The sequence below is a fragment of the Streptomyces sp. NPDC007264 genome (assembly GCF_042869095.1).
GTDB lineage: Bacteria > Actinomycetota > Actinomycetes > Streptomycetales > Streptomycetaceae > Streptomyces.
This window is the reverse complement of record NZ_JBIAFD010000021.1, coordinates 64,344-87,845: the sequence shown is the minus strand read 5'-3', so window position 1 is coordinate 87,845 and position 23,502 is coordinate 64,344. Positions and strand designations below refer to the sequence as shown.

The window sequence follows — 23,502 nt, the reverse complement described above, 5'->3', positions numbered from 1 at the left end:
GTGGGCGGCGTCCCCTTCCGGCGCCCTCCCCCCTGCGCCGGCTCCGGCCCCGGCCTGCTCGTCGGGCGGAAGCCTGCGGCCGCCCGTCGCCCCGGGTGCTCGCCCGTCCCCGGGAACCCGATTCCCGCGCCGGTGTCCCGTCGGCCGCCTCGCGTGCAGGCCGCCTCGTGTGCAGGCCGCCTCGCGTGCAGGCCGGCTCAGCGTGTGCAGGCCGGCTCAGCGTGTGCAGGCCGGCTCAGCCCGCCGCGGCCAGGACCAGGGGAAGCACCTGTCCGCTGCCTGCCCGGCGGAGCAGGCGGGCGGCAACCGCGAGGGTCCAGCCGGAGTCGGTGCAGTCGTCCACGAGCAGGACGGGACCCGGGGAGCGCTTCAGGGCGCCGGCCAGTTCCTCGGGGACGGCCAGGGCGCCGACCAGTGCCTTGAGCCGCTGGGCGGAGTTGCTGCGGCGCGCCGGGTGAGCGCCGCTCGGCCCGGTGTACGTCAGGGTGCCCAGGTAGGGGAGGCGGCCGACGTCCGCGATTCCGCGGGCCAGGGAGCCGACCAGCTGCGGGCGGGCCCGGGAGGGCACGGCAACGACTCCTACCGGCCGGGCAGGTGCGTCCGGGGCGTTCGACGCCCAGCCCTCCGCAGAGCGCGCCCAATCGGCGAGGACCCCCACCGCGGCCCGCAGGACGTCGTCGGGGACCGGTCCGTCGGGCGCTTGCTCGGCCAGCAGCGGGCGCAGCCGATTCCCCCAGCCGATGTCCGAGAGCCGTCCCAGGGCCCGTCCGGTGGAGCACTGCTCGCCGGCCGGGATACGCCCCCCGAGGTCGATGCCCAGTGCGGACAGCCCGGTCGGCCACATACGGCGCGGCTGGACCTCCACCCCCGGGCGATCCAGTTCCTTGGCCGCCCCGGACAGCGTCTCCGCCGACACGGAGGGGTCGGCCCACGCTCCCGCGCAGTTGTCGCAACGGCCGCAGGGGGCCGCCCCCTCGTCGTCCAGCTGCCGGCGCAGGAACTCCATCCGGCACCGGGAGGTGCTCACGTAGTCACGCATGGCCTGCTGCTCGGCCGCCCGCTGCCGGGCGACCCGGGCGTACCGCTCGACGTCGTACGCCCACTGCTCGCCGGTGGCCGTCCAGCCGCCCTTCACCCGTGCGACGGCCCCGTCCACGTCGAGCACCTTCAGCATCATCTCCAGTCGGCTGCGCCGCAGATCCACCGCCGCCTCCAGGGCCGGCACGGACAGCGGCCGCCCGGCGGCGGCGAGGGCCGCGAGGGTCTGCCGGACCTGCTCCTCGGGCGGGAAGGCGCTCTCGGCGAAGTACTGCCAGATCGCCTCGTCCTCCTTGCCCGGCAGCAGCAGCACATCGGCGTGCTCGACACCGCGGCCCGCACGGCCCACCTGCTGGTAGTAGGCGATCGGCGTGGAGGGAGAGCCGAGATGAACCACGAAGCCCAGGTCCGGCTTGTCGAAGCCCATCCCCAACGCCGAAGTCGCGACCAGCGCCTTGACCCGGTTCTCCTGGAGGTCGACCTCGGCCTGCAGCCGGTCGGCGTTCTCCGTGCGTCCCGTGTAGGAGGCCACCTGGAAGCCTCGCTGCCGCAGAAAGGCAGTGGTCTCCTCCGCGGCGGCGACGGTGAGGGTGTAGATGATCCCGGAGCCCGAGAGCTCGTCCAGGTGCCCGGCGAGCCATGCCAGACGGTGCGCGGCGTCCGGCAGCCGGACCACGCCCAGCCGCAGGCTCTCGCGCTCCAGCGGGCCGCGCAGCACAAGGGCCTCACCGGCGCCGGTGCCCAGCTGCTCGGCCACATCCGCCGTGACCCGCGCGTTGGCGGTCGCGGTGGTGGCCAGCACCGGCACGCCGGGGGCGAGTTCGGTGAGCATCGCCCGCAGCCGGCGGTAGTCGGGGCGGAAGTCGTGGCCCCAGTCGGAGATGCAGTGGGCCTCGTCGACCACCAGCAGACCGGTCGTGGCCACGAGCCTGGGCAGTATCAGCTCGCGAAAGCCCACGGAGTTGAGGCGCTCCGGACTGACGAGGAGAACGTCGGTCCCACCGCGCTCGACCTCCTCGTGGATGGCGTCCCACTCCTCCGGATTGGCCGAGTTGATGGTGCGGGCCCGGATGCCGGCCCGCGCGGCCGACTCCACCTGGTTGCGCATCAGCGCCAACAGCGGCGAGACGATCACCGTGGGGCCCGCCCCACGTCGGCGCAGCAGGGCCGTGGCGACGAAGTACACCGCCGACTTGCCCCAGCCGGTGCGCTGCACCACCAGCGCGCGCCGGCGTTCTTCGACCAGGGCCGCCACGGCCTGCCACTGGTCCTCCCGCAGCCGCGCCGAACCCGCCGGGGCGCCGACGAGCTCGGCGAGGACGGCGTCGGCTTCGGCGCGCAGCTCCAGATGGTCCATGCCCCCATGCAACCCGATGGCGGGGGCACTCGGCCAGTTCACCCAGCGTGCCGACCGGCTCACGATCGGTCCGCGGGCGGGTCCGGCCGGGGTTCCCGGCGCTTCCGGCTCCGGTTCGGCCGCCCCGCCGCCTCGTGGGCGGCCGCTCGCCCCGTGGCACGACTCGGCACGGACGCCGCGCCGGGCAGCCCTCGTGCGGCGCGGCTCGGCAGGCGTGACCTGTTCGTCCCCGGGGAACACTTCCGGGCGGAGACGGCAGGGGACATAGGCCCCGCATCACCAGGAACCGGTCGGCGGCGCCAATTGCTCGTTGCCGCATTCCGGTTCGGCGGGAACAATTGAGGTCCGCTCCCCGCGCGGCTCGGCCGTGATCCGGTAGGGCTCTCTGCGGCGTGGGCTCCCCCAAGTCCGACCCTCGCCCGCACAGTGGGCGCGTAGCCGAAGGGAGGATCGTGACCTTCGGATTCGCTCCGTCCTCGGCGGCATCCATGTCGGCTTCCGCCGGACCGTCCGCCGTGTCAGCCAATCCCGTGGCCCGGATGCTCGAACCCGCGGAATGGGCCGCCGCGGGAATCCCCCTGCTGCGCAATCCCCGCGACATCGTGAGCGGACTGCACTCCAGGCACCGGCCGCGGCCCTCCACGGCCGTCGTGGCCGTCCTGGATCCGGACGAACGGCTGCGGGCGAGCGCCTCGTTCACCCGGCGTCCGGCGCCGGCGGACGGCTGGGTGCTGCGCAACGCGCTGCTCGCCCAGCTGCGCCGGGTCATCCCGCACGACCTGCGGCGCCGCACCCCGGTGCGGACGGCCGTGCTGCTCTACTGCCGAGAGGGTGACACGCGGTGGACGGAGGAGGACGGGGCGTGGATGTGGGGCCTGCGTGATGCGTGCACCCTGCACGGGCTGCGCTGCGGCGCGTACATCACGCTGACACGTGACGGCTGGCAGGTGCTCGGCGAGGGCCGGGGCGGACGCCGCCCCAACGCGGAGTCACCACCTGAGGCGTTCGGCCTGGCGGCCGCTCCGCCGCCACAGCCGCGCACCGGGGGCGTGGCCTCCGACGTACTGCGCCGAGCCGCCGCCCGCTGAGCGGTGCGGCGGCCTCGCCCGCTCGGCGGCTTCGCCCGCTCGGCGTCCTCGGCGGCGCGGCGCCGTCGAGTCGTGTGAGGCGGCGATTCGGCGGTGTGAGGTGCGACCGGGCTCCGGGGCGGCGCCGCGCGGCGGGGGCAGGGCCCCGGGGAACACGGCGCGGGCACTGTGCCGGTCGGCGCCTGCCGCTCCCGGTCGGGCGCCGTGCGTTCGCGGACGGCCGGGTCCGGAGGCCACGCTGCCGCGTCTCGCCCGCCCCGAGGCAGCGGAACCGGGCCGGGCGCCTCGTGGGAGGGCATGCGGAAGCGACCGCCGTACCGGTACCGACGACACGGCACCGCCGACCCGGTCAGTGCCCGGCCGGACGTCCGGCCAGGGCCTTCGGCGCGGCGGACGGCCGAGCGGGAGCGAACCGGACCGGCTCCGGTTCGCTCAGACGCCCGCGCCCAGCACCGAGTTGATCTGCTCGGGGTCGCCGCACACGATCAGCAGGGCACCCGCCCTGGCGAGCGCCAGCGGAAGCGCGGTGGCGACGGTGGTGTCCGCGCCGCCGTTGACGGCGACCACGACCACCGAGCGGGCGGTGGCGCGGGACACGACGGAGGCATCGGCGTAGAAGACGTCGTCGCCGGCGTCGTGCTGCGCCCAGTAGGCGGCCTCGCCGAAGGACAGTTCGTGCGCGGCCCACGGGTGCGGCGCGCCGGTGGTGATCACCAGCACGTCGCCCGGGCCACGGCCGGACTCCAGCAGCAGGTCGACGGCTTCCTCGGCGGCGTCCAGGGCACCCTCGGCCGAGGCCGGGATCAGCTGGATCTGCGGGGTCGCGGAGGGAGTGGACGGGCCGGGCTCGGGCGTGGCCGGTTCGCGCGTGGTGCGCTGAGCCGGCACCGGCCGGGGGCCCGGACGGCCGGGGCGCGCCGGGGCCGCGGGGCGGGGCCCGGGTACGGGACGGGGGGTCGGCGCGGTACGGCCGCTGGCCGGGGTGGCGCGGGGACCCTGGGCACTCTCGTGAATCTGAGGCTCCTCGGGAATGAGAGGCATGAGCTGATATCTATCAAACGCCGGTGCGACTCGCGTCGGCGGGTGGCACATGAGTGCGAGCGGAACGGGTCAGAAGTCGAAGCCGAGCTGGCCCTCGATTTCCGGCACGCTTCCGTCCGCCCGGTTGCGGACCTTCTTGAGGTGCCGCCACTGGGGCAGCGCATCAAGATACGCCCACGACAAACGGTGGTACGGGGTGGGGCCCCGCTCCTCCAGTGCGGCCTTGTGGACGGGTGACGGATACCCGGCGTTGGCCGCAAAACCGAAGTCTGCATGGTCGATGCCCAGTTCGGCCATCATTTTGTCGCGGTGAACCTTGGCGATCACCGAGGCCGCCGCGACCACCACGCACGACCGGTCGCCTTTGATCACCGTACGGACCTTCCAGGGCGTCCCCAGGTAGTCGTGCTTCCCGTCGAGGATGATCGCGTCGGGCCGGACGGGCAGCGCCTCCAGGGCGCGTACCGCCGCGAGCCGCAGCGCGGCCGTCATCCCGAGGTCGTCGATCTCCTCGGGGGAGGCATGACCGAGCCGGTAGGCCGTCACCCACGCCTCCAGCTCCCCGGCGAGCTCGGTGCGCCGCTTGACGGTGAGCAGCTTGGAGTCGGTGAGGCCCTCGGGCGGTCGGCGCAGGCCCGTGACCGCCGCGCAGACGGTGACGGGGCCGGCCCACGCGCCGCGTCCCACCTCGTCGACGCCGGCGACGACCTTCGCTCCGGTCGTTGCGCGAAGGGAGCGCTCGACGGTGTGGGTAGGGGGTTCGTACGGCATGGCGCCCCTAGCGTACGCCGCCGGGATCACCGTGCGACACCCCGGTTTCCCCGGGCGACGGGTTGCCCCGATGCCGCCCCGTTCCCGGGCCGGGGCGGCACCGCCGTCCACTCCCGGGCGGGCCCCGCCGCGACCCCGCCACGGCCCCGCTACGGCCGGAGCAGCGGGGTCATCAACTGGTCGACCATCTCCTCGATGTCCCGGTCGCTCCATTCACTCCCGCACATCTTCGAGCGGTACATCATCATGGCCGGGACGGCGTCGTAGACATATCCGTTGGCAGCGTCGCGGCGCACCTCTCCCCGCAGGATTCCACGGTCGATGACCTCGCGCAGCAGCTTTATGGTGGGCTCCACGACCCTCTGGTAGATCACACCGTGGAAGCGCTCGGCCTGCATGGTGTCGCATTCGTGAATCACCGAGCGCAGCGCGAACCCGGGGCGCGAGTACATGGCGTCGCGCGCCCGCCGGCACAGCGCGAGAAGGTCCTCCCGCACACTCCCGAGGTCGGGCGCCTCGTCGAAGCGCGGCAGACCGGCCCGCAGCGCGTCCACGACAAGATCCTCTTTGGACTGCCAGCGACGGTAGACCGCGGCCTTGCCGGTCTGGGCGCCGGCGGCGACGCCCTCCATCGTGAGGCCGTTCCAGCCGACCGTACTGAGCTGCTCCAGCGCGGCATCGAGGATCGCTCGCTCGAGCACGGCACCACGCCGGCGCAGGGAAGCCGACTGAGCGGAGGGGGCCGTCGGGGACGAAGTACCCATCTGTGTATCTCCGTTGGGCATGGGGAGGCGGGGGGTTCGGGTAAGGCGGTGAGCGGTCGAGCGGTGCCGCACGGCAATGAAGTCAGTGAACGCTTGCGTTCACTGAAGGGGACTCACTACCGTTCGACGTGACAGTGAACGCGAGCGTTCACTAACACACTTGTGGGGGACCCATAGTGACAACCTCTCCGTTGATCCAGGAACAGAAGCCAGGAGCCGCCCGCCGGGAGGGGCATCCCGGCATCGCGCTCACCGTCATCGCGGCCTGCCAACTCATGGTGGTACTCGACGCGACGATTGTGAACATCGCCCTCCCGCACATTCAAGACGCGCTGAAGTTCAGCACGACCGACCTGACATGGGTGGTCAGCGCGTACACCCTCACCTTCGGCGGCCTGCTGCTCCTCGGCGGCCGGGCCGGTGACATCCTCGGCCGGCGCCGGGTCTTCATGACGGGCATCCTGCTGTTCACCTTCGCCTCGCTGCTCGGCGGACTGGCCCAGGAACCCTGGCAGTTGCTCGCCGCACGCGCCCTGCAGGGCATGGGTGGCGCGATCGCGTCACCCACCTCGCTGGCACTCATCACCACCACCTTCTCCGAAGGCCCGGAGCGCAACCGGGCCTTCGGAGTCTTCGCGGCCGTCTCGGCCGGTGGCGGCGCGGTCGGCCTGCTGGCCGGCGGCATGCTCACGGAGTGGCTCGACTGGCGCTGGGTCCTCTTCGTCAACGTACCCATCGGTGTGCTGATCGCCGTGCTCGCACCCCGGTACATCAACGAGTCGGAACGCCACCCCGGACGCTTCGACATCGCGGGCGCGCTCACCTCGACGACCGGCATGGCGTCCCTGGTGTACGGCTTCATCCGCGCCGCCGAGGAGGGCTGGCGGGACAGCCTCGCCATCGGGTCCTTCGGGGCGGCCGTGGTGCTGCTGCTGGCCTTCGCCCTCATCGAGACGCGGGCCAGGGAGCCGATCACGCCGCTGCGCATGTTCACCGACCGCAACCGGTCCGGCACGTACGTGATCATGCTGAGCCTGGCCGCGGCGATGTTCGGCATGTTCTTCTACATCGTGCTCTTCGTGCAGAACGTGCTCGGCTACAGCCCGATCTCGGCCGGCGTGGCCTTCCTTCCGGTGACGGTCGCGATCGTGACCGGCGCCGGGCTTTCCCAGCGGTTCCTGCCGGTCCTCGGCCCCAAGCCGTTCATGCTGGTCGGGACGACGCTCGTCGTGCTCGGACTCGGCTGGCTGACGCTCATCGATCCCGGCAGTTCCTACGCCGGAGGAGTGCTCGGCCCGATGCTCCTGTTCGGCTTCGGCATGGGCCTGAACTTCGTGACGCTCACGCTCACCGCGGTCTCCGGCGTCGCCCAGCACGAGGCGGGTGCGGCGTCGGGTCTGCTGAACACCACGCAGCAGGTGGGCGGATCGCTGGGCCTGTCCATCCTGACCACCGTCTTCGGAACGGCCAGCCGGGACGAGGCCGACAAGCAGATACCGCGGTTCCTGGCGAGCGGTACGGCCGAGCAGAAGGCGGAGTTCGCCAGGACCCACCAGATGCCGGCCCCCTGGGGCCACGAGGTCCTCGCCCAGGGCATCTCGACGGCGTTCGTACCGGCCGCCGCGATGGCCGCACTGGCCCTGGTCACGGCCGCGGTGGTCATCCGCGTCCGCAAGAGCGACCTGGAGGCGCTGTCCGGCACGGCGGGACCGGCCGGCGGCTGAGCATCCCGCCCCTCCCCTGCCTCCGGTCCTGCGGCCGGAGGCAGGCGAACCGCCGCCGACCCGGAGAGAGCGCCCGAAGACCGCTCGGGACCGCTCGAAGCGCGCCCTGGGCGCGCCCTGAGCGCGACGCCAAGGCACCGACGCGGCCGCCCCGCGGCACGATGCCCACCGCAGGGGGTACGGCGGCAGCTCGCGGCGCGTGAGCAGCGCATGGCTACCAGCCGCGAGGGACCGTGCGCGGAGCGCGTACCCCACCGTCGGCCCGCGCAGGCCGGCCGGGGCGCGCTCCGGTCGCCCGGCGGAGGACAAAACGCCGGCCCATCGCCCTGCCGCCCTATCCGGTGATCCAGTAGGGCTCCGGGTCGCGCCAGCGGTCGAACGGCCGGTCGAGGGTGTACTTGCCGTCGTCCCCGAGGACGAGCATGCGCGTCTCGCCGTTCCCCGGGTTCGAGAGCGATTCGAACTCCGCGACGGTCCAGTGGAACCAGCGCATGCAGAACAGCCGCATGGCCAGGCCGTGGGTCACCAGGAGCACGTTCGGCGGGTGGTCCGGGGCCTCGAAGCTCCGGAACAGGCTCTCCAGGAAGCCGCCGACCCGGTCGTACACGTCGGCGCCGGACTCGCCCTGGGCGAAGCGGTAGAAGAAGTGTCCGTACGCGTCCCGGTACGCCTTCTGGAGCTGTACGTCGTCGCGGTCCTGCCAGTTGCCCCAGTCCTGCTCGCGCAGCCGGGGCTCCTCCCGGACCCGGACGCGCCCGGGGTCCAGGTGAAAGGCGTGGAGCGTCTCATGGGTACGGCGGTAGGGGGAGACGTACACGCTGACGCGCTCCCGGCCGAAGATCTCCCGCAGTCGTTTTCCCGTCTCCTCCGCCTGCCGCCATCCCCTCTCGGTGAGCGGCAGGGCGTGGTCCGGCTCGCGTTCGTACACGGAGTCATCGGCATTGCCCACCGACTCGCCGTGCCGGACAAGGACGATGCGCCGTGGTCGTGCCATGCCGAAACCCTAGATCGGGTGACGCCCGAACGAGCACTCGAGAGCCGCCCATACGGCGCAGGTCACACTCGAACCACCCTCACCGACTCCATCCGGTTTCCAAACTCACACGGTCCAGCCGGGCTCCAGATCCACGATGTCGCCCGTGAGCGCCGCGACGTCCGCCTCCGTCTGCGCCCTCAGTGCCAGGCGCTCCACCCGCTCCTCGCGGTACTTGCCGTGCTCGGCGGCCGACTGCCACATCGAGAGGATCATGAACTCATGACCCGGCGCCTCGCCGAACAGTCCGCGGATCATGCCCGGTGAGCCGGCCATGGCCGGGTTCCAGACCTTCTCCTGCATCAGGGCGAAGTGCTCGGCCCGCTCCTCATGGACCCGGCAGTGCGCGACGCGCACCAGGTCGGCGTCCGTGAACCGGGGCTCGAATCCCGTCTTCACGTCGAACCGGTGGTCGAAGAGCCTGACCTGCCGGCCCTTGAAGGTGCCCGACTGCGACGCGGCCAGCCGGTCGTGGGAACGCGCCATGAACGAGTCGTAGAACGCACGGCTCTCCCAGAACGCGAAGATGTGCGCCACACCGGGCCTCGCCCGGCTCCAGCCCCCGCCCTGTCCCCGGAAGCCCGGCTCCCCCAGAAGCCCCGCCCACTTTCGCTGCCCCCGCTCGAAACCGCGGCGGTCCACCACGGTGCAGCGAATCCACTTGACCAGCACCGCGCCATCGTAAGGCCCCCGTGCGTGGCGTTGGTCACGCTCCGGTGGAGTACACCCGGGCGAGCACCCCCGCGTACGAGGCACAATGGACAACTGGCTCTCCCGACACCGGAGTTCGTACAGAGGGCCACTTGACTACGGGGAGGGGACGGGGTGAGCGGTCTCAACAAGGGCGTGCGCAAGGTGGAACTGGCGGTGAAATGGGATCCCAGTCCGGCCGGGCAGCCGCCCACCGATCTCGACATCGTGGCCGCGACCTATCTGGCGGAGGATCCGTACGGGGATCCGGCCTATCTCGTGCACTTCGACAACCGCTCCCCCGACGGCACCATCAACCTCAACCGCGACAGCGTGGACGGCAAGGGGTTCGGCTGGGACGAGGTCATGACGCTCGAACTCCACCGGCTCGACAGGCGGTACGCGCGCGTGGTGGCCGGCGTCGTCATCCAGCAGCGCACCGGCCGCAGGACCTTCGTCGGTGTGCTGAACCCGGGACTGCGCCTGCGCGAGGGCTACACGGTCCTGGCCGAGGACGACTTCGGCGGCGTGCTGGGCGCGACGGCGGCGACCGTGGCCGAGTTCGTGCGCGACGCCTCGGGCGAGTGGGCGTACCGACCGGGCATCCACGGCTATGACACCGACCCGGCCGGCTTCGTCCGCGTCATGGGCAGCCCGCAGGACGCCTGAACGCCCCCGGGGAGACCACCGCAGACGCGGGCTCCCGGCAGGGACGCACCGCCGAAGGGCGGCACGGCCGATGGCCGCGCCGCCCTCCAGGGGCCCGGGTCAGCTGCAGCCGCTGGTCGAGCCGCAGCCCTCGCAGATGTAGCAGGAACCCGCTCGCTGCATCTTGGTGCCGCAGGAGAAGCACAGCGGGGCGTCCGCCTGGATGCCCATCTGCATCTCCACCAGTTCGGCGCTGGTGTGCGCCTGCTGCGGGGCCGGCTTGGCCGCCGCGGTGTCGGCCTTGGGGGTGGCGATCGCCTTCAGCTCCTGGGCGCGCGGGGCCGACTGGGCCAGGCCCTCCACGTCGACCTCGTCGTCGGCCGGCTCGTAGGACCCGGTCTCCAGGTGGCGCTGGCGCTCGTCGGCGGAGTGGATGCCGAGCGCGGAGCGCGTCTCGAACGGCAGGAAGTCCAGCGCCAGCCGGCGGAAGATGTAGTCGACGATCGACTGCGCCATCCGCACGTCCGGGTCGTCCGTCATACCGGCCGGCTCGAAGCGCATGTTGGTGAACTTCGAGACGTACGTCTCCAGCGGCACGCCGTACTGCAGGCCCACCGAGACGGCGATCGAGAAGGCGTCCATCATGCCCGCGAGGGTCGAACCCTGCTTGGACATCTTGAGGAAGACCTCGCCGAGTCCGTCGTCCGGGTAGGAGTTGGCGGTCATGTAGCCCTCGGCGCCGCCGACGGTGAACGACGTGGTGATGCCGGGACGGCCCTTCGGGAGGCGCTTGCGGACCGGGCGGTACTCGACGACCTTCTCGACCTTCTCGGCCTTGGCCGCCGGGGCCGCCACCTCCGCCTGCTTCTCGGCCGGCTCCTTCTTCTTGGCGGAGAGCGGCTGGCCGACCTTGCAGTTGTCGCGGTAGATCGCGAGCGCCTTGATGCCCAACTTCCAGGCCTGGAAGTAGATCTCCTCGACCTCCTCGACGGTCGCCGACTCCGGCATGTTGACCGTCTTGGAGATGGCGCCGGAGATCCACGGCTGGATCGCGGCCATCATGCGGACGTGGCCCATCGGGGAGATGGCGCGCTCGCCCATGGCACAGTCGAAGACCTCGTAGTGCTGGTGCTTGAGGCCCGGCGCGTCGATCACATTGCCGTGCTCGGCGATGTGGGCGACGATCGCCTCGATCTGCTCCTCCTGATAGCCGAGGCGGCGCAGTGCCTGCGGCACGGTGCCGTTGACGATCTGCATCGAGCCGCCGCCGACCAGCTTCTTGAACTTGACCAGGGCGAGGTCCGGTTCGACGCCGGTGGTGTCACAGCCCATGGCCAGACCGATGGTGCCGGTCGGCGCGAGGACGGACGCCTGGGAGTTGCGGAAGCCGTTCTTCTCGCCGGCGCGGAGCACGTCCTGCCATGCCTCGGTGGCGGCCGCCCACACCGGGGTGTCCAGGTCGTCCATGCGCACGGCCCGGGCGTTGGCGTCGGCGTGCTGCTTCATGACGCGCAGGTGCGGCTGCTCGTTGCGGGCATAGCCGTCGTACGGGCCGACGACCGCGGCCAGTTCGGCGGAGCGCTTGTACGCCGTGCCGGTCATCAGGGAGGTGATGGCACCGGCCAGGGCCCGGCCGCCGTCGGAGTCGTACGCGTGGCCGGTCGCCATCAGCAGGGCGCCGAGGTTGGCGTAGCCGATGCCGAGCTGGCGGAAGGCGCGGGTGTTCTCGCCGATCTTCTGCGTCGGGAAGTCCGCGAAGCAGATCGAGATGTCCATCGCGGTGATGACCAGCTCGACGACCTTGGCGAAGCGCTCGACGTCGAAGGACTGGTTGCCCTTGCCGTCGTCCTTCAGGAACTTCATCAGGTTCAGCGAGGCGAGGTTGCAGGACGTGTTGTCCAGGTGCATGTACTCGCTGCAGGGGTTCGAGCCGTTGATGCGGCCGGACTCCGGGCACGTGTGCCAGTGGTTGATGGTGTCGTCGTACTGGATGCCGGGGTCGGCGCAGGCCCAGGCGGCCTCGGCCATCTTGCGGAAGAGCGCCTTGGCGTCGACCTCCTCGATGACGTCACCGGTCATGCGGGCGCGCAGGCCGAAGTTCCCGCCGTTCTCGACCGCCTTCATGAAGGTGTCGTTGACGCGGACCGAGTTGTTGGCGTTCTGGTACTGGACGGAGGTGATGTCGTCGCCGCCCAGGTCCATGTCGAAGCCCGCGTCGCGCAGGGCGCGGATCTTCTCCTCCTCCTTGACCTTGGTCTCGATGAAGTCCTCGACGTCCGGGTGGTCGACGTCCAGGATGACCATCTTGGCGGCGCGGCGGGTGGCGCCGCCCGACTTGATCGTTCCGGCCGAGGCGTCGGCGCCGCGCATGAAGGAGACGGGGCCGGAGGCGTTGCCGCCGGAGGAGAGCAGTTCCTTGGAGGAGCGGATGCGGGAGAGGTTCAGGCCGGCTCCGGAGCCGCCCTTGAAGATCATGCCCTCTTCCTTGTACCAGTCGAGGATCGACTCCATGGAGTCGTCGACGGAAAGGATGAAGCAGGCGGAGACCTGCTGGGGCTGCGGGGTGCCGACGTTGAACCAGACGGGGCTGTTGAAGCTGAAGACCTGGTGCAGGAGGGCGTACGCCAGTTCGTGCTCGAAGATCTCCGCGTCGGCGGGGGAGGTGAAGTACTTGTAGTCCTCGCCGGCCTTCCGGTACGTCTTCACGATGCGGTCGATCAGCTGCTTGAGGCTGGTCTCGCGCTGCGGGGTGCCGACGGCACCCCGGAAGTACTTGCTGGTGACGATGTTGACCGCGTTCACCGACCAGAACTCGGGGAACTCGACGCCACGCTGCTCGAAGTTGACCGAGCCGTCGCGCCAGTTGGTCATGACGACGTCACGGCGCGCCCACTCGACCTCGTCGTACGGGTGCACGCCGGGGGTCGTGTGGATGCGCTCGATGCGCAGCCCCTTGGCCTTGGTGCCCTTCGCTCGGGAACCTCGTGCCGGACCGCTCGCCGTCTCTGTCATGCCGCCTCCCTGTATCGGGCGAAAACGCCCTGAAGTGCCCTTTTCTTCCCGTGGCACGGTGTTGTGTGTCCGCTCGCCACGCGCGTCGTGCGGGAGCGCGCGTGACGGGTCTGTGGTGCGCCGCCGACGAGGCCGGCCCGGGCCGGCCGTCCCGTCAGTCGGCAGCGGTGGCGGGAACGGGGACGTCGGCCGTCCCTCCGGACCCGCGATCGGCTTCCCGGCGCTCCGCGGCGGCGTTCTCGTGCTCGCCGCCGCCCGCGGCCGGACGCTCCCCCTGGTGTTCCCTGAGTTCCGCGATGGCGGCCTCGAAGTCCTCCAGCGAGTCGAACGCCCGGTACACGGACGCGAACCGCAGGTAGGCGACGAGGTCGAGTTCCTGAAGGGGGCCGAGTATGGCCAGCCCCACGTCGTGGGTGGTCAGCTCGGCGCTCCCGGTGGCCCGCACCGCCTCCTCGACCCGCTGGCCGAGCTGGGCGAGTGCGTCCTCGGTGACGGGCCGCCCCTGGCACGCCTTGCGCACACCATTGATGATCTTGGTGCGGCTGAACGGTTCGGTGACCCCGGACCGCTTGACGACCATCAGCGAGCACGTCTCCACGGTCGTGAAACGACGGGAGCAGTCGGGGCACTGACGGCGCCTGCGGATGGACGTGCCGTCGTCGGTCGTACGACTGTCGACGACGCGGCTGTCGGGATGCCTGCAGAAGGGGCAGTGCATGGCTCCAACCCTCCTTTTCAGCACGACTCATTGACCTCGTGGGCCACACGGGCCCCTCGAAGCAGCCCCAAGCATAGGCGATCGCCGGGACCGCGAAAGTCAGGGGGACCACAACTTCTGGGCCGCTACCGCCATCCAACCACTACATCTAGCGATTGGCCCGTACATTCGCCGACGACACGCCCACGTCGGGCGGATTGGCACGTGCCGCGCGGACACACCCGATCGGGTCAAGCGCGGATCCGATGGACACCACATGAGGACGAGGGCCGGTACCCGGCCGGCGGGGCGTCGGATGGCAGACTGGTCGCCGGACACGGCGGCCCACAAGGCCATCACCCCGGCGGTGCAGAGTACAGCAACGAGCACCTTCGCCCGCCGACGGCGACGCACGCCAATACACCTGGACACACGATCGCGTCAGATAATTCGCGAATTTTCACTCGAACGTGTGTTTGGCGCAACCTTTCGAAAGCAACTACCGTTGTGCTGCACGGGAGACCATCGAGAGGGGCCGACGTGACCACCACCGCAGACAGTGCCACCATCACTGCCCAGGACCGCTCCCAGGGCCGACTCGAGCCGGTGCATGCCATGAACGAAGCCACGAACCCCGCGGGGCCCAAGAGGTCGCTGCCCGGCCGACCTCCAGGCATCCGGGCGGACAGTTCCGGGCTGACCGACCGGCAGCGCCGGGTGATCGAGGTCATCCGGGACTCTGTGCAGCGGCGCGGCTACCCACCGTCCATGCGGGAGATCGGCCAGGCCGTGGGCCTCTCCAGCACGTCCTCCGTGGCGCACCAGCTGATGGCCCTGGAGCGCAAGGGCTTCCTGCGCCGCGACCCGCACCGGCCCCGTGCGTACGAGGTGCGGGGCTCGGACCAGTCCTCCTCCGTGCAGCCCACCGACACCGCGGGCAAGCCCGCCGCGTCGTACGTCCCGCTCGTCGGCCGCATCGCGGCCGGTGGCCCCATCCTCGCCGAGGAGTCGGTCGAGGACGTCTTCCCGCTCCCCCGGCAGCTCGTCGGCGACGGTGAGCTCTTCGTCCTGAAGGTCGTCGGCGACTCCATGATCGAGGCCGCGATCTGCGACGGCGACTGGGTCACGGTCCGCCGCCAGCCCGTCGCCGAGAACGGGGACATCGTCGCCGCCATGCTCGACGGCGAGGCCACGGTCAAGCGCTTCAAGCGCGAGGACGGCCACGTCTGGTTGCTGCCGCACAACTCCGCGTACCAGCCGATCCCCGGCGACGAGGCAACGATCCTCGGCAAGGTGGTGGCGGTGCTGCGACGGGTGTGACCCGCCGCGGCGGGCGGGGCCGTGCGACGCCCGCCCCTGATCCGGGCCCCGGGACCCCTGCGCCGGTTCCGGGGCCCCATGCTGTCCAGGGGTCGTCGTGGTGCGACGGCCGGCTGCCCGGGAGAACCCGGGAGCCGGTCGTCAGGCTTCGTCGGCCTCGGCGGCCTTGGCCGCCGCATCGATCGCGGACAGCGACCTCCGCACCTGGTTGCGGTCCGTGGTGTACCAGAAGTCGGGCAGTGACGCCTTCAGATAGCTGCCGTACCGGGCCGTCGCAAGCCGCTGGTCCAGTACGGCGACCACACCCCGGTCCTCCGACGCCCGGACCAGGCGGCCGGCGCCCTGCGCCATCAGAAGCGCGGCGTGCGTCGCGGCGACGGCCATGAAGCCGTTGCCCCCGGCGTCCTCGACGGCCTTCTGGCGAGCGCTCATCAGCGGGTCGTCGGGGCGCGGGAAGGGGATCTTGTCCATGACGACCAGCTGGCAGCTGGGGCCGGGCACGTCGACGCCCTGCCAGAGGGAGAGCGTGCCGAACAGGCAGGTCCTCGGGTCGGCGGCGAAGTTCTTGATCAGCTCCCCCAGCGTCTCCTCGCCCTGCAGGAGGATCGAGAACTCGGGGATGCGGGTGCGCAGTTCCTCGGCGGCGAGCTGGGCGGCCCGCATCGACGAGAAGAGGCCCAGCGTGCGACCGCCGGCCGCCTGGATCAGCTCCGTCAGCTCGTCCAGCATGTCCGCGCGGTCGCCGTCACGCGCGGGGCGCGACAGATGCTTCGCCACGTACAGGATCCCTTGCTTGGGATAGTCGAACGGCGAGCCGACGTCGACGCCCTTCCACTGCGGGACGTCCTCGCCCTCCGTGCCCTCGGGGGCGAGGCCGAGGGACGCGCCGACGCCGTTGAAGTCGCCGCCCAGTTTCAGCGTGGCCGAGGTGAGGACCACCGAGCGGTCCGTGAAGAGCTTCTCCCTGAGGAGCCCCGACACCGACATCGGGGCGACGCGCAGGGACGCGCCGAAGCGGTCGTGCCGCTCGTACCAGACGACGTCCCACTCGGAGCCGTCGGTGATGCGCTCCGCCACGTCGTGGACGCTCTCCACCGAGGCCAGCGCCTGCTTGCGGACGGCGTCCTCGTCCTGGACCGTCTTGTCGCGGGTGGTGCCGAGCGCTGAGATCACCGTGCGGGCGGCGTCACGCAACGCCATGAGGGCGTACGCCAGGTCCTCCGGGATCTCCTCCAGGCGGCCGGGCAGGGCCAGCTCCATCAGCCGCTCGAAGCCCTCGGCCGCCGTCTGGAGCTGGTCGGCGGCCTTCTCGTTGACGAGTTTCGCCGCGCGGCGCACCGCCCGGTTGACCTGGCCGGGGGTGAGCTCCCCGGTGGCCACGCCGGTGACCCGGGAGACCAGCTCATGGGCCTCGTCGACGATCAGCACCTCGTGCTGCGGGAGGACCGGCGCACCCTCGATGGCGTCGATCGCGAGCAGCGCGTGGTTAGTGACGACGACCTCGGCGAGCTTGGCCCGCTCGCGGGCCGTCTCGGCGAAGCACTCGGCGCCGTACGCGCACTTCGAGGCGCCCAGGCACTCCCGGGACGACACCGACACCTGGGCCCAGGCGCGGTCGGAGACGCCGGGTGTGAGGTCGTCCCGGTCGCCGGTCTCCGTGTCCTGGGACCAGTCGCGCAGCCGCAGCAGGTCCTGGCCCAGCTTGCTGGTGGGCGCGGCGGCCTCGAACTGGTCGAAGAGCCCGTCCTCCTCGTCCTGCGGCACGCCTTCGTGCAGGCGGTGCAGGCACAGGTAGTTCGAGCGGCCCTTCAGCATCGCGAACTCCGGTCGGCGGCGCAGCAGCGGGTGCAGTGCCTCGACCGTGCGCGGCAGGTCCCGCTCCACGAGCTGGCGCTGCAGCGCCAGGGTGGCGGTCGCCACGACGACGGGCTGGCCGTGCGCGAGCGCGGGGACCAGATAGCCCAGCGACTTTCCGGTGCCGGTGCCGGCCTGGACGAGCAGATGGGAACCGTCGTCGATGGCCTCCGCGACGGCTTGGGCCATGGACACCTGGCCGGGGCGCTCCGCGCCGCCGACGGCTGCGACGGCGGCATGCAGGAGTTCGGGGAGTGAGGGCTTCGTCATAGCGCGACCACCCTACGGCTCGTCAGTGACAACGGGGGATCGAACCGGTCACGCCCGACGCGCTCACGGGGTGGTGCGGGAGCGGGCACGGTCGCGTGCGCCGGGGAGGCCGAGCGGGACCGGCGGCGCGGGGCGGCACGAACGGGCGAATGGGTGACGGTGACTCCTCGGCCGGGAACCGGCGCGCCGGCCGGTTTCGTTACGGAGAGTGATGGATCTACAGCAGATGGCGCAGGCTCCGGTCCCGGACCATGAGGGCGGCCCGCTTGCCGGGCAGGTCGACCTCGGCGGAGTACCGGAAGCCGGCGCCCAGGAAGGCGGCGACGGAAGGGGTGTTGCGAAGGTCGGGTTCCGCGACGACACGCGCACAGCAGGGGCGCCGGTCGAGGACGAGGTCGGCGACGGCACGCAGCAGTGTGGCGCCGAGGCCGCGCCCGCGGTCGGTGACACCGCCGATGAGGAGGTGGATCCCGGTGTCGTGGGGACGGGCGGGATAGTGGCGGGCCAGCGGGTCGAGGTCGGCGCGGTAGATCTCCCAGTAGCTCATGGGGGTGCCGTCCAGCAGGCCGAGGCAGGGGACGCTGCGTCCGTCACCGGTGAGTTGGGCCCGCAGGTGCCGCTCGGTCACCGACGCGTCTCCCGCCAGGTCCCAGAAGGCCGCGACGGCCGGGTCGTTCATCCAGCGGGTGATCAGAGGGAGATCACGGTCCGGGTGCACGGGGACGAGGTGGAGGCCGCCCGCGGGGGTGGGGGTGGTGCCCCAGTCTGCGACGTGGTCGAGGAGGCCGGCGTCCCCGTGGGCGGCCGCTGCGGCCGGTGCGGCGTCGTCCGCCCCGGTCCGGCCCGCTGCGCCGTCCGGGCGGAGCGCCATGAACCGGTCGGGCAGCCGCAGGTCGAGGGTGTCCTCGACGTCGGGGCCACCACCACGGCCGGGGCCGGGGGCGGAGGTGGTGTCGGCGCTCGCATCGGTGGGAGGCACGGCGACGCTCCTCTCGGAAGGGTTCTTCAGGAACGGAAGGGATTGGTGATGCTGACGTAGACGGACTGGGTGTCGACCGGGCCGACGAGTTCGTCGAGGTCGTGCACTCGGGTGAGGAGGTTGGCCTTGCAGCGCAGGACGGGAGAGTCGAGCAGGCGGGCGGGCAGCGGTGTGCGCAGTCGGTCGGGCCCGATGGCGGTGTCGGCGAGGAAGCCCCGGAACGCGGCGAGCAACAGCCGCTCGTCGGCGAGGCCCTGGGAGCCGAACGCGCCGATGAGGCCGAGCACGTTGTTGATGCCGAGGTAGTAGGCGAAGCGCTCGTCGGTGACCTCGTCGGAGACGAACGTGTCGCTGTGCTCCCCGATGCCGGGCAGCCGGGCGTCGAGTTCGGCGCGGCGGGACTCACGGAAGTAGTACCCCTGGTTGTCCCGGTAGCGGCCGCCCACGGGCCAGCCCTCGCGGTCCAGCAGGACCACGGTGTTCTGCTGGTGTGCCTCCAGGGCGACACCGGCCTCGCCGTCCAGCCAGAGCACCGGGCGCACCACCCGTTCGAGAAAGCGCAGGAACCACTCGGTGGCGACGGCGCCGCACGAGTGGCCGGTGTGCCGGGCGAGACGGGTGATGATCTCGGCGAGCCGGGAGCGCAGCACGGGCCGCCCTTCCCCGGCCGCCGGCGCGCAGGGCCGGAGCGAGACGAGCCCGGCGACGCAGCAGGCGTCGTCGGACGGCGCGAACGGGTTGTGGCGGATCACGACATCCAGCCCGGGTACGGGCCTGCCGTCCCGGTCGTCGACGGCGACCCAGGCGGGGTCGCGCACGATGTCGAAGCGGGGGTGAGCGGACTGCCACTGCCGGCCGAGGCCGCTGCGCAGCAGGCGGTGCACCTCGACGCCCCGGTGGAGTTCCTTGCGGAGGTTCTCCCGGCGGGAGTTGGTGATGCGCAGGCCCAGCGACAGCTTGAGCATCACGGGGGCTTCCGGGCGGCGCACGGTGCGGACGGAGGATGTGGGGTACCAGCGCTCGCCGTGCGGGCCGAGGTCCCGCAGCAGTCCGGCGTCCAGCAGGGCCGCGGCCTCGGGGCGGTGCCTGACCTCGCGCGCCTGCCAGGGGTGCAGCGGCAGGGCGGCGAAGCCCCGGGGCAGCGGCAGGCCGGGGCCGACGAGCCGTGCGGTCAGCCGGTCGGCCGCCACGGGCCGGCCCCCTTCCGTCCACGCCGAGTCGGCGGCGAGGACGGAGGGCGCGACCGCCAGCCAGTGCAGCGGGAAGCAACCGCGCACTTCGGGCGAGTAGAGCCGGGTCTCGGAGTCGGAGAGGCCCTCGCGGCTCTTCGCCGTGGGGTGCAGCGGGTGCCCGAGCAGCAGCGTCTGCTCGGCGCTCAGGAAGAGGTCCGTTCCCTCGTCGGCGGGGTGCGCGCGGCGTTCCGCGATGAAGGTGGCGGTGCGCAGCACGGAGTCCGCGACCCGGCCCACCAGGCCGGCGCCGCGCCCCGGGGCGGCATCTGCCGTCGAGCCTCGCGCACCGTCCGTCGCGAGCTGCTGCGGAGGGTGGGTTCCCGTCACCTCGCGCGCCAGCAGGGCGGCCACGGTCACGGCGTCCGCCGGCGGGGCCGACCCCGGTGCGTCGGCCAGGTGCGGCGGGCCGAATCGGTGCCAGCCGGCCGGTGACCAGTGGCGGACCGGTGCGAGAAGGGCCGTGCCGCTGGCGGGGAGCGGGACGCACAGCGTGCCGTCGGCGGGAGCGGGCAGGTCGTTCTCGCGGACCCAGCAGCGCAGCAGATTCTCCACGGTGGCGGCCTCCGCCGCCGCGTACGGGTCCGGGTGGTCCAGGGGGTCGGCGAGGGTGCCGTGGGGCGCGTGCCGGGCTTGCGGCGTGTGCTCCACGTGGGGCGCGTGCTGGGCTTGCGGCGTGTGCTCCTCGTGCGGCGCTCCCCCTTCCGGTGGTGCCGTCGTCTGCCGCGGGAGCGCGACGGTCTCCCGCTGGGGGGCGCGGGACTCGTGGTCGGGGGTGGGGGTGGCGTTCAAGGGTGTTCCTCGGGAGGTCGATCCGGCTCGCCCGGCGTGTTCCGCCGGGTGCGGCGGGGCACCCGGCCGGGGGCTCGGTGGCGTCGTGCTCGCGGGCGGCCGGAGGGCGGGGCGGGGCGGTCTCAGCGGCGGACGGGCCCCCGGGCCGCCGCCGCCACCGCGTCGGCGAGCCGGTCCAGTACCGCGTTCGTCTGCTCGTCACTGATCGTCAGCGGCGGCAGCAGCCGGATCACGCTCGCCTGCCGTCCGCCGAGTTCCACGATCAGGCCGCGCCGCAGGCACTCCCGCTGGACGGCGGCGGCCAGTGCGGGCGCGGCGGGGCAGGACCCGGACCCGTCCCCCGGGGGAACGGCGGTCGAGGGGTCCAGGGGCGCCCGCCCGGGCACGGCCTCCGGGTCCACCAGCTCGACACCGAGCATCAGCCCCCGGCCGCGTACGTCCCCGATGCACGGGAACTCCTCGGCCAGCCTGCGCAGTTGGTCCAGTATGCGAGTGCCGAGCGCGGCCGCGCGCTCGACCAGGCGGTTCTCCCGCACATAGGCGAGGGTCGCGGTGCCGGCGGCCATGGCGAGCTGGTTCCCGCGGAACGTGCCGGCGTGCGCGCCGGGGCTCCAGACGTCGAGATCGTCGCGGTACACCACGACGGCGAGCGGCATGCTGCCACCGATCGCCTTGGAGAGGACCATCACATCGGGCACCACACCGCTGTGCTCGACCGCCCAGAAGCGCCCGGTGCGGCCCACCCCGGTCTGCACCTCGTCCACGACCAACGGGATCGACCGGGTCTCGGTGATGCTCCGCATACGGCGCATCCACGCGTCCGGCGCGGGATGGACCCCGCCCTCCCCCTGGACGGGTTCGAGGATCATGCCGGCGGGCCGGGGGACACCGGACCTGTCGTCGTCGAGGAGGGACTCGGTCCAGCGGGCCGCGAGTTCGGCGCCGCGGTCGCCCCCGACGCCGAACGGGCAGCGGTAGTCCTGCGGATACGGCAGGCGGGTCACGCGGACGTCGGTCGCGCCTCCGGACACCTCGAGCGCACCCGCGGTCATCCCGTGGTAGGCGCCGGTGAAGGCGAGGAGCCCGGTCCGGCCGGTCGCCGCCCGTACCAGCTTGAGCGCCGCCTCGACGGCGTCCGTGCCGGCCGGCCCGCAGAACTGCACGCGTGCGCGGTCGGCGAGGCCGGGCGGGAGGGTGCGGAACAGTTCGGTGGTGAAGGCGTCCTTGACCGGCGTGGCCAGGTCCAGGACGTGCAGCGGCGCACCGGAGTCGAGGACCTTCCGGATCGCTTCCAGGACGACCGGGTGGTTGTGGCCGAGGGCCAGGGCGCCCGCGCCGGAGAGGCAGTCGAGATAGCGGCGCCCGTCCGCGCCCTCCACGGTGAGCCCGCGGGCCCGCACCGGCACGATCGGCAGGGCGCGCGCATAGGTGCGCGCGGCGGACTCGCGCGCCGACTGCCGCCGCAGAATGCCCTCGTGCGGGTCAGGCCCTCCCGCGGTTCCGCCCGCCGCCCCACCGGCCGAGCGCTCCCCCTCCGCTCCCCCGCGCCCTTCCGGCTCGCCGTCCAGCGGCACCACCGCAGTCTCCGTCACGGCCACGACGTCCGTTCCTCCCGCTGTCCAGAGGCTATGGGCGAGGGCCTGAGCACCGACGGCAGGTCGCCCGTACGTACCAACGACGCGGACGCCCCGGGGAAGCGGGTGAAGGCGAGATCACCGCCCGCCGGTCCGGGACGGGGGCGGGACCGGAGACGGGGACCGTGGACGGGGAAGACGTCGCCGCCCCGGCAGAGGTGCACCGGTGGTCAGTGCCGTGACGGAACCGTTGCCGTTCCGTCGGAACTCCCCCACAGCGACCGCATAGTGTGTGGTGCCGTTCGGTGGAAGCGGTGATCACACACACGTCTCGACGGCCGTGCACCGCCGCCTCCACACAGGTCCGTCCCAGGGGGAGTTCACACCATGCGACCCATACGCCCGCTCTTCGCCGCCGCCCGAGGAAGAGGCGCGCGCCGCGCGATCTCCCCCGTTCCGGCGGCACTCGGCCTCGCCGCGGCGCTGGCACTGACCGCGACGGCGTGCGGCCCGGGCGGGGACACCAAGGCGAGCGACCGGACGAGCGCGTCGGCGCCCTCGGCCGGCGACGACAAGATCAAGATCCCGGACGACATCCGCCGGAAGCTCAAGGAGCACGGGATCGACATCGACAAGTGGAAGAACGGCGCCTGGAAGAACTGGAACAAGGACGACTGGCTGCGCGAGGCCGACGAATTCGTCAATCCCATCATCAAGGGTCTGTGGGACCCGGGCCGGATGCGCGACGCCAATGACCCCGACAAGGGGGTCGACGACAACGACCTCTCGGGCGACCAGGGCGTCACGGACCCGACTCCGGCGCCGGTGAAGGCACAGGCGGTGCCGGCCGCGTACCACGACAGCGCGCCCACGGCCGGCAAGGTGTTCTTCGACGCTCCCGGCGGCACCATGGTCTGTTCGGCGACCGTGGTCGAGGACCCGGCCCACCCCGGCAAGTCCAACCTGGTGTGGACCGCGGGCCACTGCGTGCACGCGGGCAAGGAGGGCGGCTGGTACCGCAACATCGCGTTCGTGCCGGCGTACAACAACGCCGGGAAGACGGCGGCCGAGCTGCAGAACGCGACGAAGCAGCAGCTCGCACCGTACGGCGTCTGGTGGGGCGACTGGGCGCAGACCTCGGACCAGTGGATCGAGCAGGGCGGGGAGACGGGCGGCCAGGGCGCGTCCTACGACTTCGCCGTCATCCATGTGACTCCGGAGAAGGGCAACGGCGGCAAGTCCCTGGAGGAGACCGTCGGTTCGGCCCTTCCCGTCGGCTTCGACGCGCCCGCCGTGCCCAAGGTCGACAGCATGAAGGCGATCGGCTACCCGGCTGCGGCCCCGTACGACGGCCAGCAGCTGTACCAGTGCCAGGACAAGCCGGGCCGGCTCTCGCTCGCGAAGACGGACCCGACGATGTACCGCATCGGCTGCACCATGACGGGCGGTTCCTCCGGCGGCGGCTGGGTGGAGACGGGCTCGGACGGCAAGCCGACGCTGGTCTCCAACACCTCGATCGGCCCGGTGACGTCGGGCTGGCTGGCCGGCCCGCGGCTGGGAGCGGTGGCCAAGGGCGTCTACCAGTCGGTCAGCAAGAAGTTCGCGACGCAGTGACGCGTCG

At 72.1% G+C, this 23,502-nt stretch carries 17 protein-coding genes; 5 read left to right on the top strand and 12 right to left on the bottom strand.

All coding sequences use genetic code 11. The annotated features are described in order from the left end of the window. Window positions 1-235 precede the first annotated feature (235 nt). The gene (locus tag ACFYMU_RS28995) at window positions 236-2,395 is read right to left on the bottom strand and encodes a DEAD/DEAH box helicase (RefSeq protein ID WP_388379240.1); all 2,160 of its coding nucleotides are present in this window, start codon (window positions 2,393-2,395) and stop codon (window positions 236-238) included. A gap of 452 nt (window positions 2,396-2,847) precedes the next feature. On the opposite strand from ACFYMU_RS28995, the gene ACFYMU_RS28990 reads away from it, so the two are divergent. Continuing rightward, the gene (locus tag ACFYMU_RS28990) at window positions 2,848-3,483 is read left to right on the top strand and encodes a hypothetical protein (protein WP_388379238.1); all 636 of its coding nucleotides are present in this window, start codon (window positions 2,848-2,850) and stop codon (window positions 3,481-3,483) included. A gap of 432 nt (window positions 3,484-3,915) precedes the next feature. Here the strand turns inward: ACFYMU_RS28990 and ACFYMU_RS28985 are convergent, their stop codons facing one another. From ACFYMU_RS28985 to ACFYMU_RS28975, 3 genes are all read right to left on the bottom strand, one after another. Then, entirely contained in the window at window positions 3,916-4,524 is a 609-nt protein-coding gene (locus ACFYMU_RS28985; RefSeq protein WP_388379235.1) for a hypothetical protein, read from the bottom strand. Between the two features lie 69 nt (window positions 4,525-4,593). Then, window positions 4,594-5,295 (bottom strand): ribonuclease HII, encoded by a 702-nt coding sequence (locus tag ACFYMU_RS28980; protein ID WP_388379232.1) that lies wholly within the window; start codon window positions 5,293-5,295, stop codon window positions 4,594-4,596. A 149-nt stretch (window positions 5,296-5,444) separates the two neighbouring features. Beyond that, window positions 5,445-6,059 carry a TetR/AcrR family transcriptional regulator gene (locus ACFYMU_RS28975; RefSeq protein ID WP_388379229.1) on the bottom strand — a complete coding sequence of 205 codons (615 nt, stop codon included), beginning with the start codon at window positions 6,057-6,059 and terminating at the stop codon, window positions 5,445-5,447. A 176-nt stretch (window positions 6,060-6,235) separates the two neighbouring features. Between ACFYMU_RS28975 and ACFYMU_RS28970 the strand changes: the two genes are divergently transcribed. Beyond that, entirely contained in the window at window positions 6,236-7,783 is a 1,548-nt protein-coding gene (locus ACFYMU_RS28970; RefSeq protein ID WP_388379227.1) for an MFS transporter, read from the top strand. Between the two features lie 334 nt (window positions 7,784-8,117). Here ACFYMU_RS28970 and ACFYMU_RS28965 read toward each other — a convergent pair whose 3' ends face one another. After that, window positions 8,118-8,777 carry a histidine phosphatase family protein gene (locus tag ACFYMU_RS28965; RefSeq protein WP_388379224.1) on the bottom strand — a complete coding sequence of 220 codons (660 nt, stop codon included), beginning with the start codon at window positions 8,775-8,777 and terminating at the stop codon, window positions 8,118-8,120. 105 nt (window positions 8,778-8,882) lie between these two features. Further along, the gene (locus tag ACFYMU_RS28960; RefSeq protein WP_388379221.1) at window positions 8,883-9,488 is read right to left on the bottom strand and encodes a YdbC family protein; all 606 of its coding nucleotides are present in this window, start codon (window positions 9,486-9,488) and stop codon (window positions 8,883-8,885) included. Window positions 9,489-9,641: 153 nt separating this feature from the next. On the opposite strand from ACFYMU_RS28960, the gene ACFYMU_RS28955 reads away from it, so the two are divergent. After that, on the top strand, window positions 9,642-10,175 hold the full coding sequence (locus ACFYMU_RS28955) for a TerD family protein (RefSeq protein ID WP_388379218.1): 534 nt from the start codon (window positions 9,642-9,644) through the stop codon (window positions 10,173-10,175). A gap of 99 nt (window positions 10,176-10,274) precedes the next feature. Here ACFYMU_RS28955 and ACFYMU_RS28950 read toward each other — a convergent pair whose 3' ends face one another. Both ACFYMU_RS28950 and nrdR read right to left on the bottom strand, forming a co-directional pair. After that, on the bottom strand, window positions 10,275-13,166 hold the full coding sequence (locus ACFYMU_RS28950) for a vitamin B12-dependent ribonucleotide reductase (protein WP_388379215.1): 2,892 nt from the start codon (window positions 13,164-13,166) through the stop codon (window positions 10,275-10,277). 154 nt (window positions 13,167-13,320) lie between these two features. After that, the gene (nrdR, locus tag ACFYMU_RS28945) at window positions 13,321-13,884 is read right to left on the bottom strand and encodes a transcriptional regulator NrdR (protein ID WP_388379212.1); all 564 of its coding nucleotides are present in this window, start codon (window positions 13,882-13,884) and stop codon (window positions 13,321-13,323) included. Window positions 13,885-14,403: 519 nt separating this feature from the next. Here nrdR and lexA point away from each other — a divergent pair. Continuing rightward, window positions 14,404-15,183 carry a transcriptional repressor LexA gene (lexA, locus tag ACFYMU_RS28940; protein WP_388379209.1) on the top strand — a complete coding sequence of 260 codons (780 nt, stop codon included), beginning with the start codon at window positions 14,404-14,406 and terminating at the stop codon, window positions 15,181-15,183. A 141-nt stretch (window positions 15,184-15,324) separates the two neighbouring features. Here lexA and ACFYMU_RS28935 read toward each other — a convergent pair whose 3' ends face one another. The 4 genes from ACFYMU_RS28935 to ACFYMU_RS28920 all read right to left on the bottom strand — a co-directional run bounded on the left by ACFYMU_RS28935 (window position 15,325) and on the right by ACFYMU_RS28920 (window position 21,905). Then, window positions 15,325-17,307 carry an ATP-dependent DNA helicase gene (locus tag ACFYMU_RS28935; RefSeq protein WP_388379206.1) on the bottom strand — a complete coding sequence of 661 codons (1,983 nt, stop codon included), beginning with the start codon at window positions 17,305-17,307 and terminating at the stop codon, window positions 15,325-15,327. A gap of 217 nt (window positions 17,308-17,524) precedes the next feature. Then, window positions 17,525-18,286 carry a GNAT family N-acetyltransferase gene (locus tag ACFYMU_RS28930; RefSeq protein WP_388379203.1) on the bottom strand — a complete coding sequence of 254 codons (762 nt, stop codon included), beginning with the start codon at window positions 18,284-18,286 and terminating at the stop codon, window positions 17,525-17,527. Window positions 18,287-18,312: 26 nt separating this feature from the next. Further along, the gene (locus ACFYMU_RS28925) at window positions 18,313-20,307 is read right to left on the bottom strand and encodes an IucA/IucC family protein (protein ID WP_388379200.1); all 1,995 of its coding nucleotides are present in this window, start codon (window positions 20,305-20,307) and stop codon (window positions 18,313-18,315) included. 122 nt (window positions 20,308-20,429) lie between these two features. Next, window positions 20,430-21,905, bottom strand: coding sequence for a diaminobutyrate--2-oxoglutarate transaminase family protein (locus ACFYMU_RS28920; RefSeq protein WP_388379197.1), 1,476 nt, complete (start codon window positions 21,903-21,905; stop codon window positions 20,430-20,432). Between the two features lie 363 nt (window positions 21,906-22,268). On the opposite strand from ACFYMU_RS28920, the gene ACFYMU_RS28915 reads away from it, so the two are divergent. Beyond that, window positions 22,269-23,495, top strand: a complete 1,227-nt coding sequence (locus tag ACFYMU_RS28915) for a trypsin-like serine peptidase (RefSeq protein ID WP_388379193.1) — start codon at window positions 22,269-22,271, stop codon at window positions 23,493-23,495. Window positions 23,496-23,502: the final 7 nt, after the last annotated feature.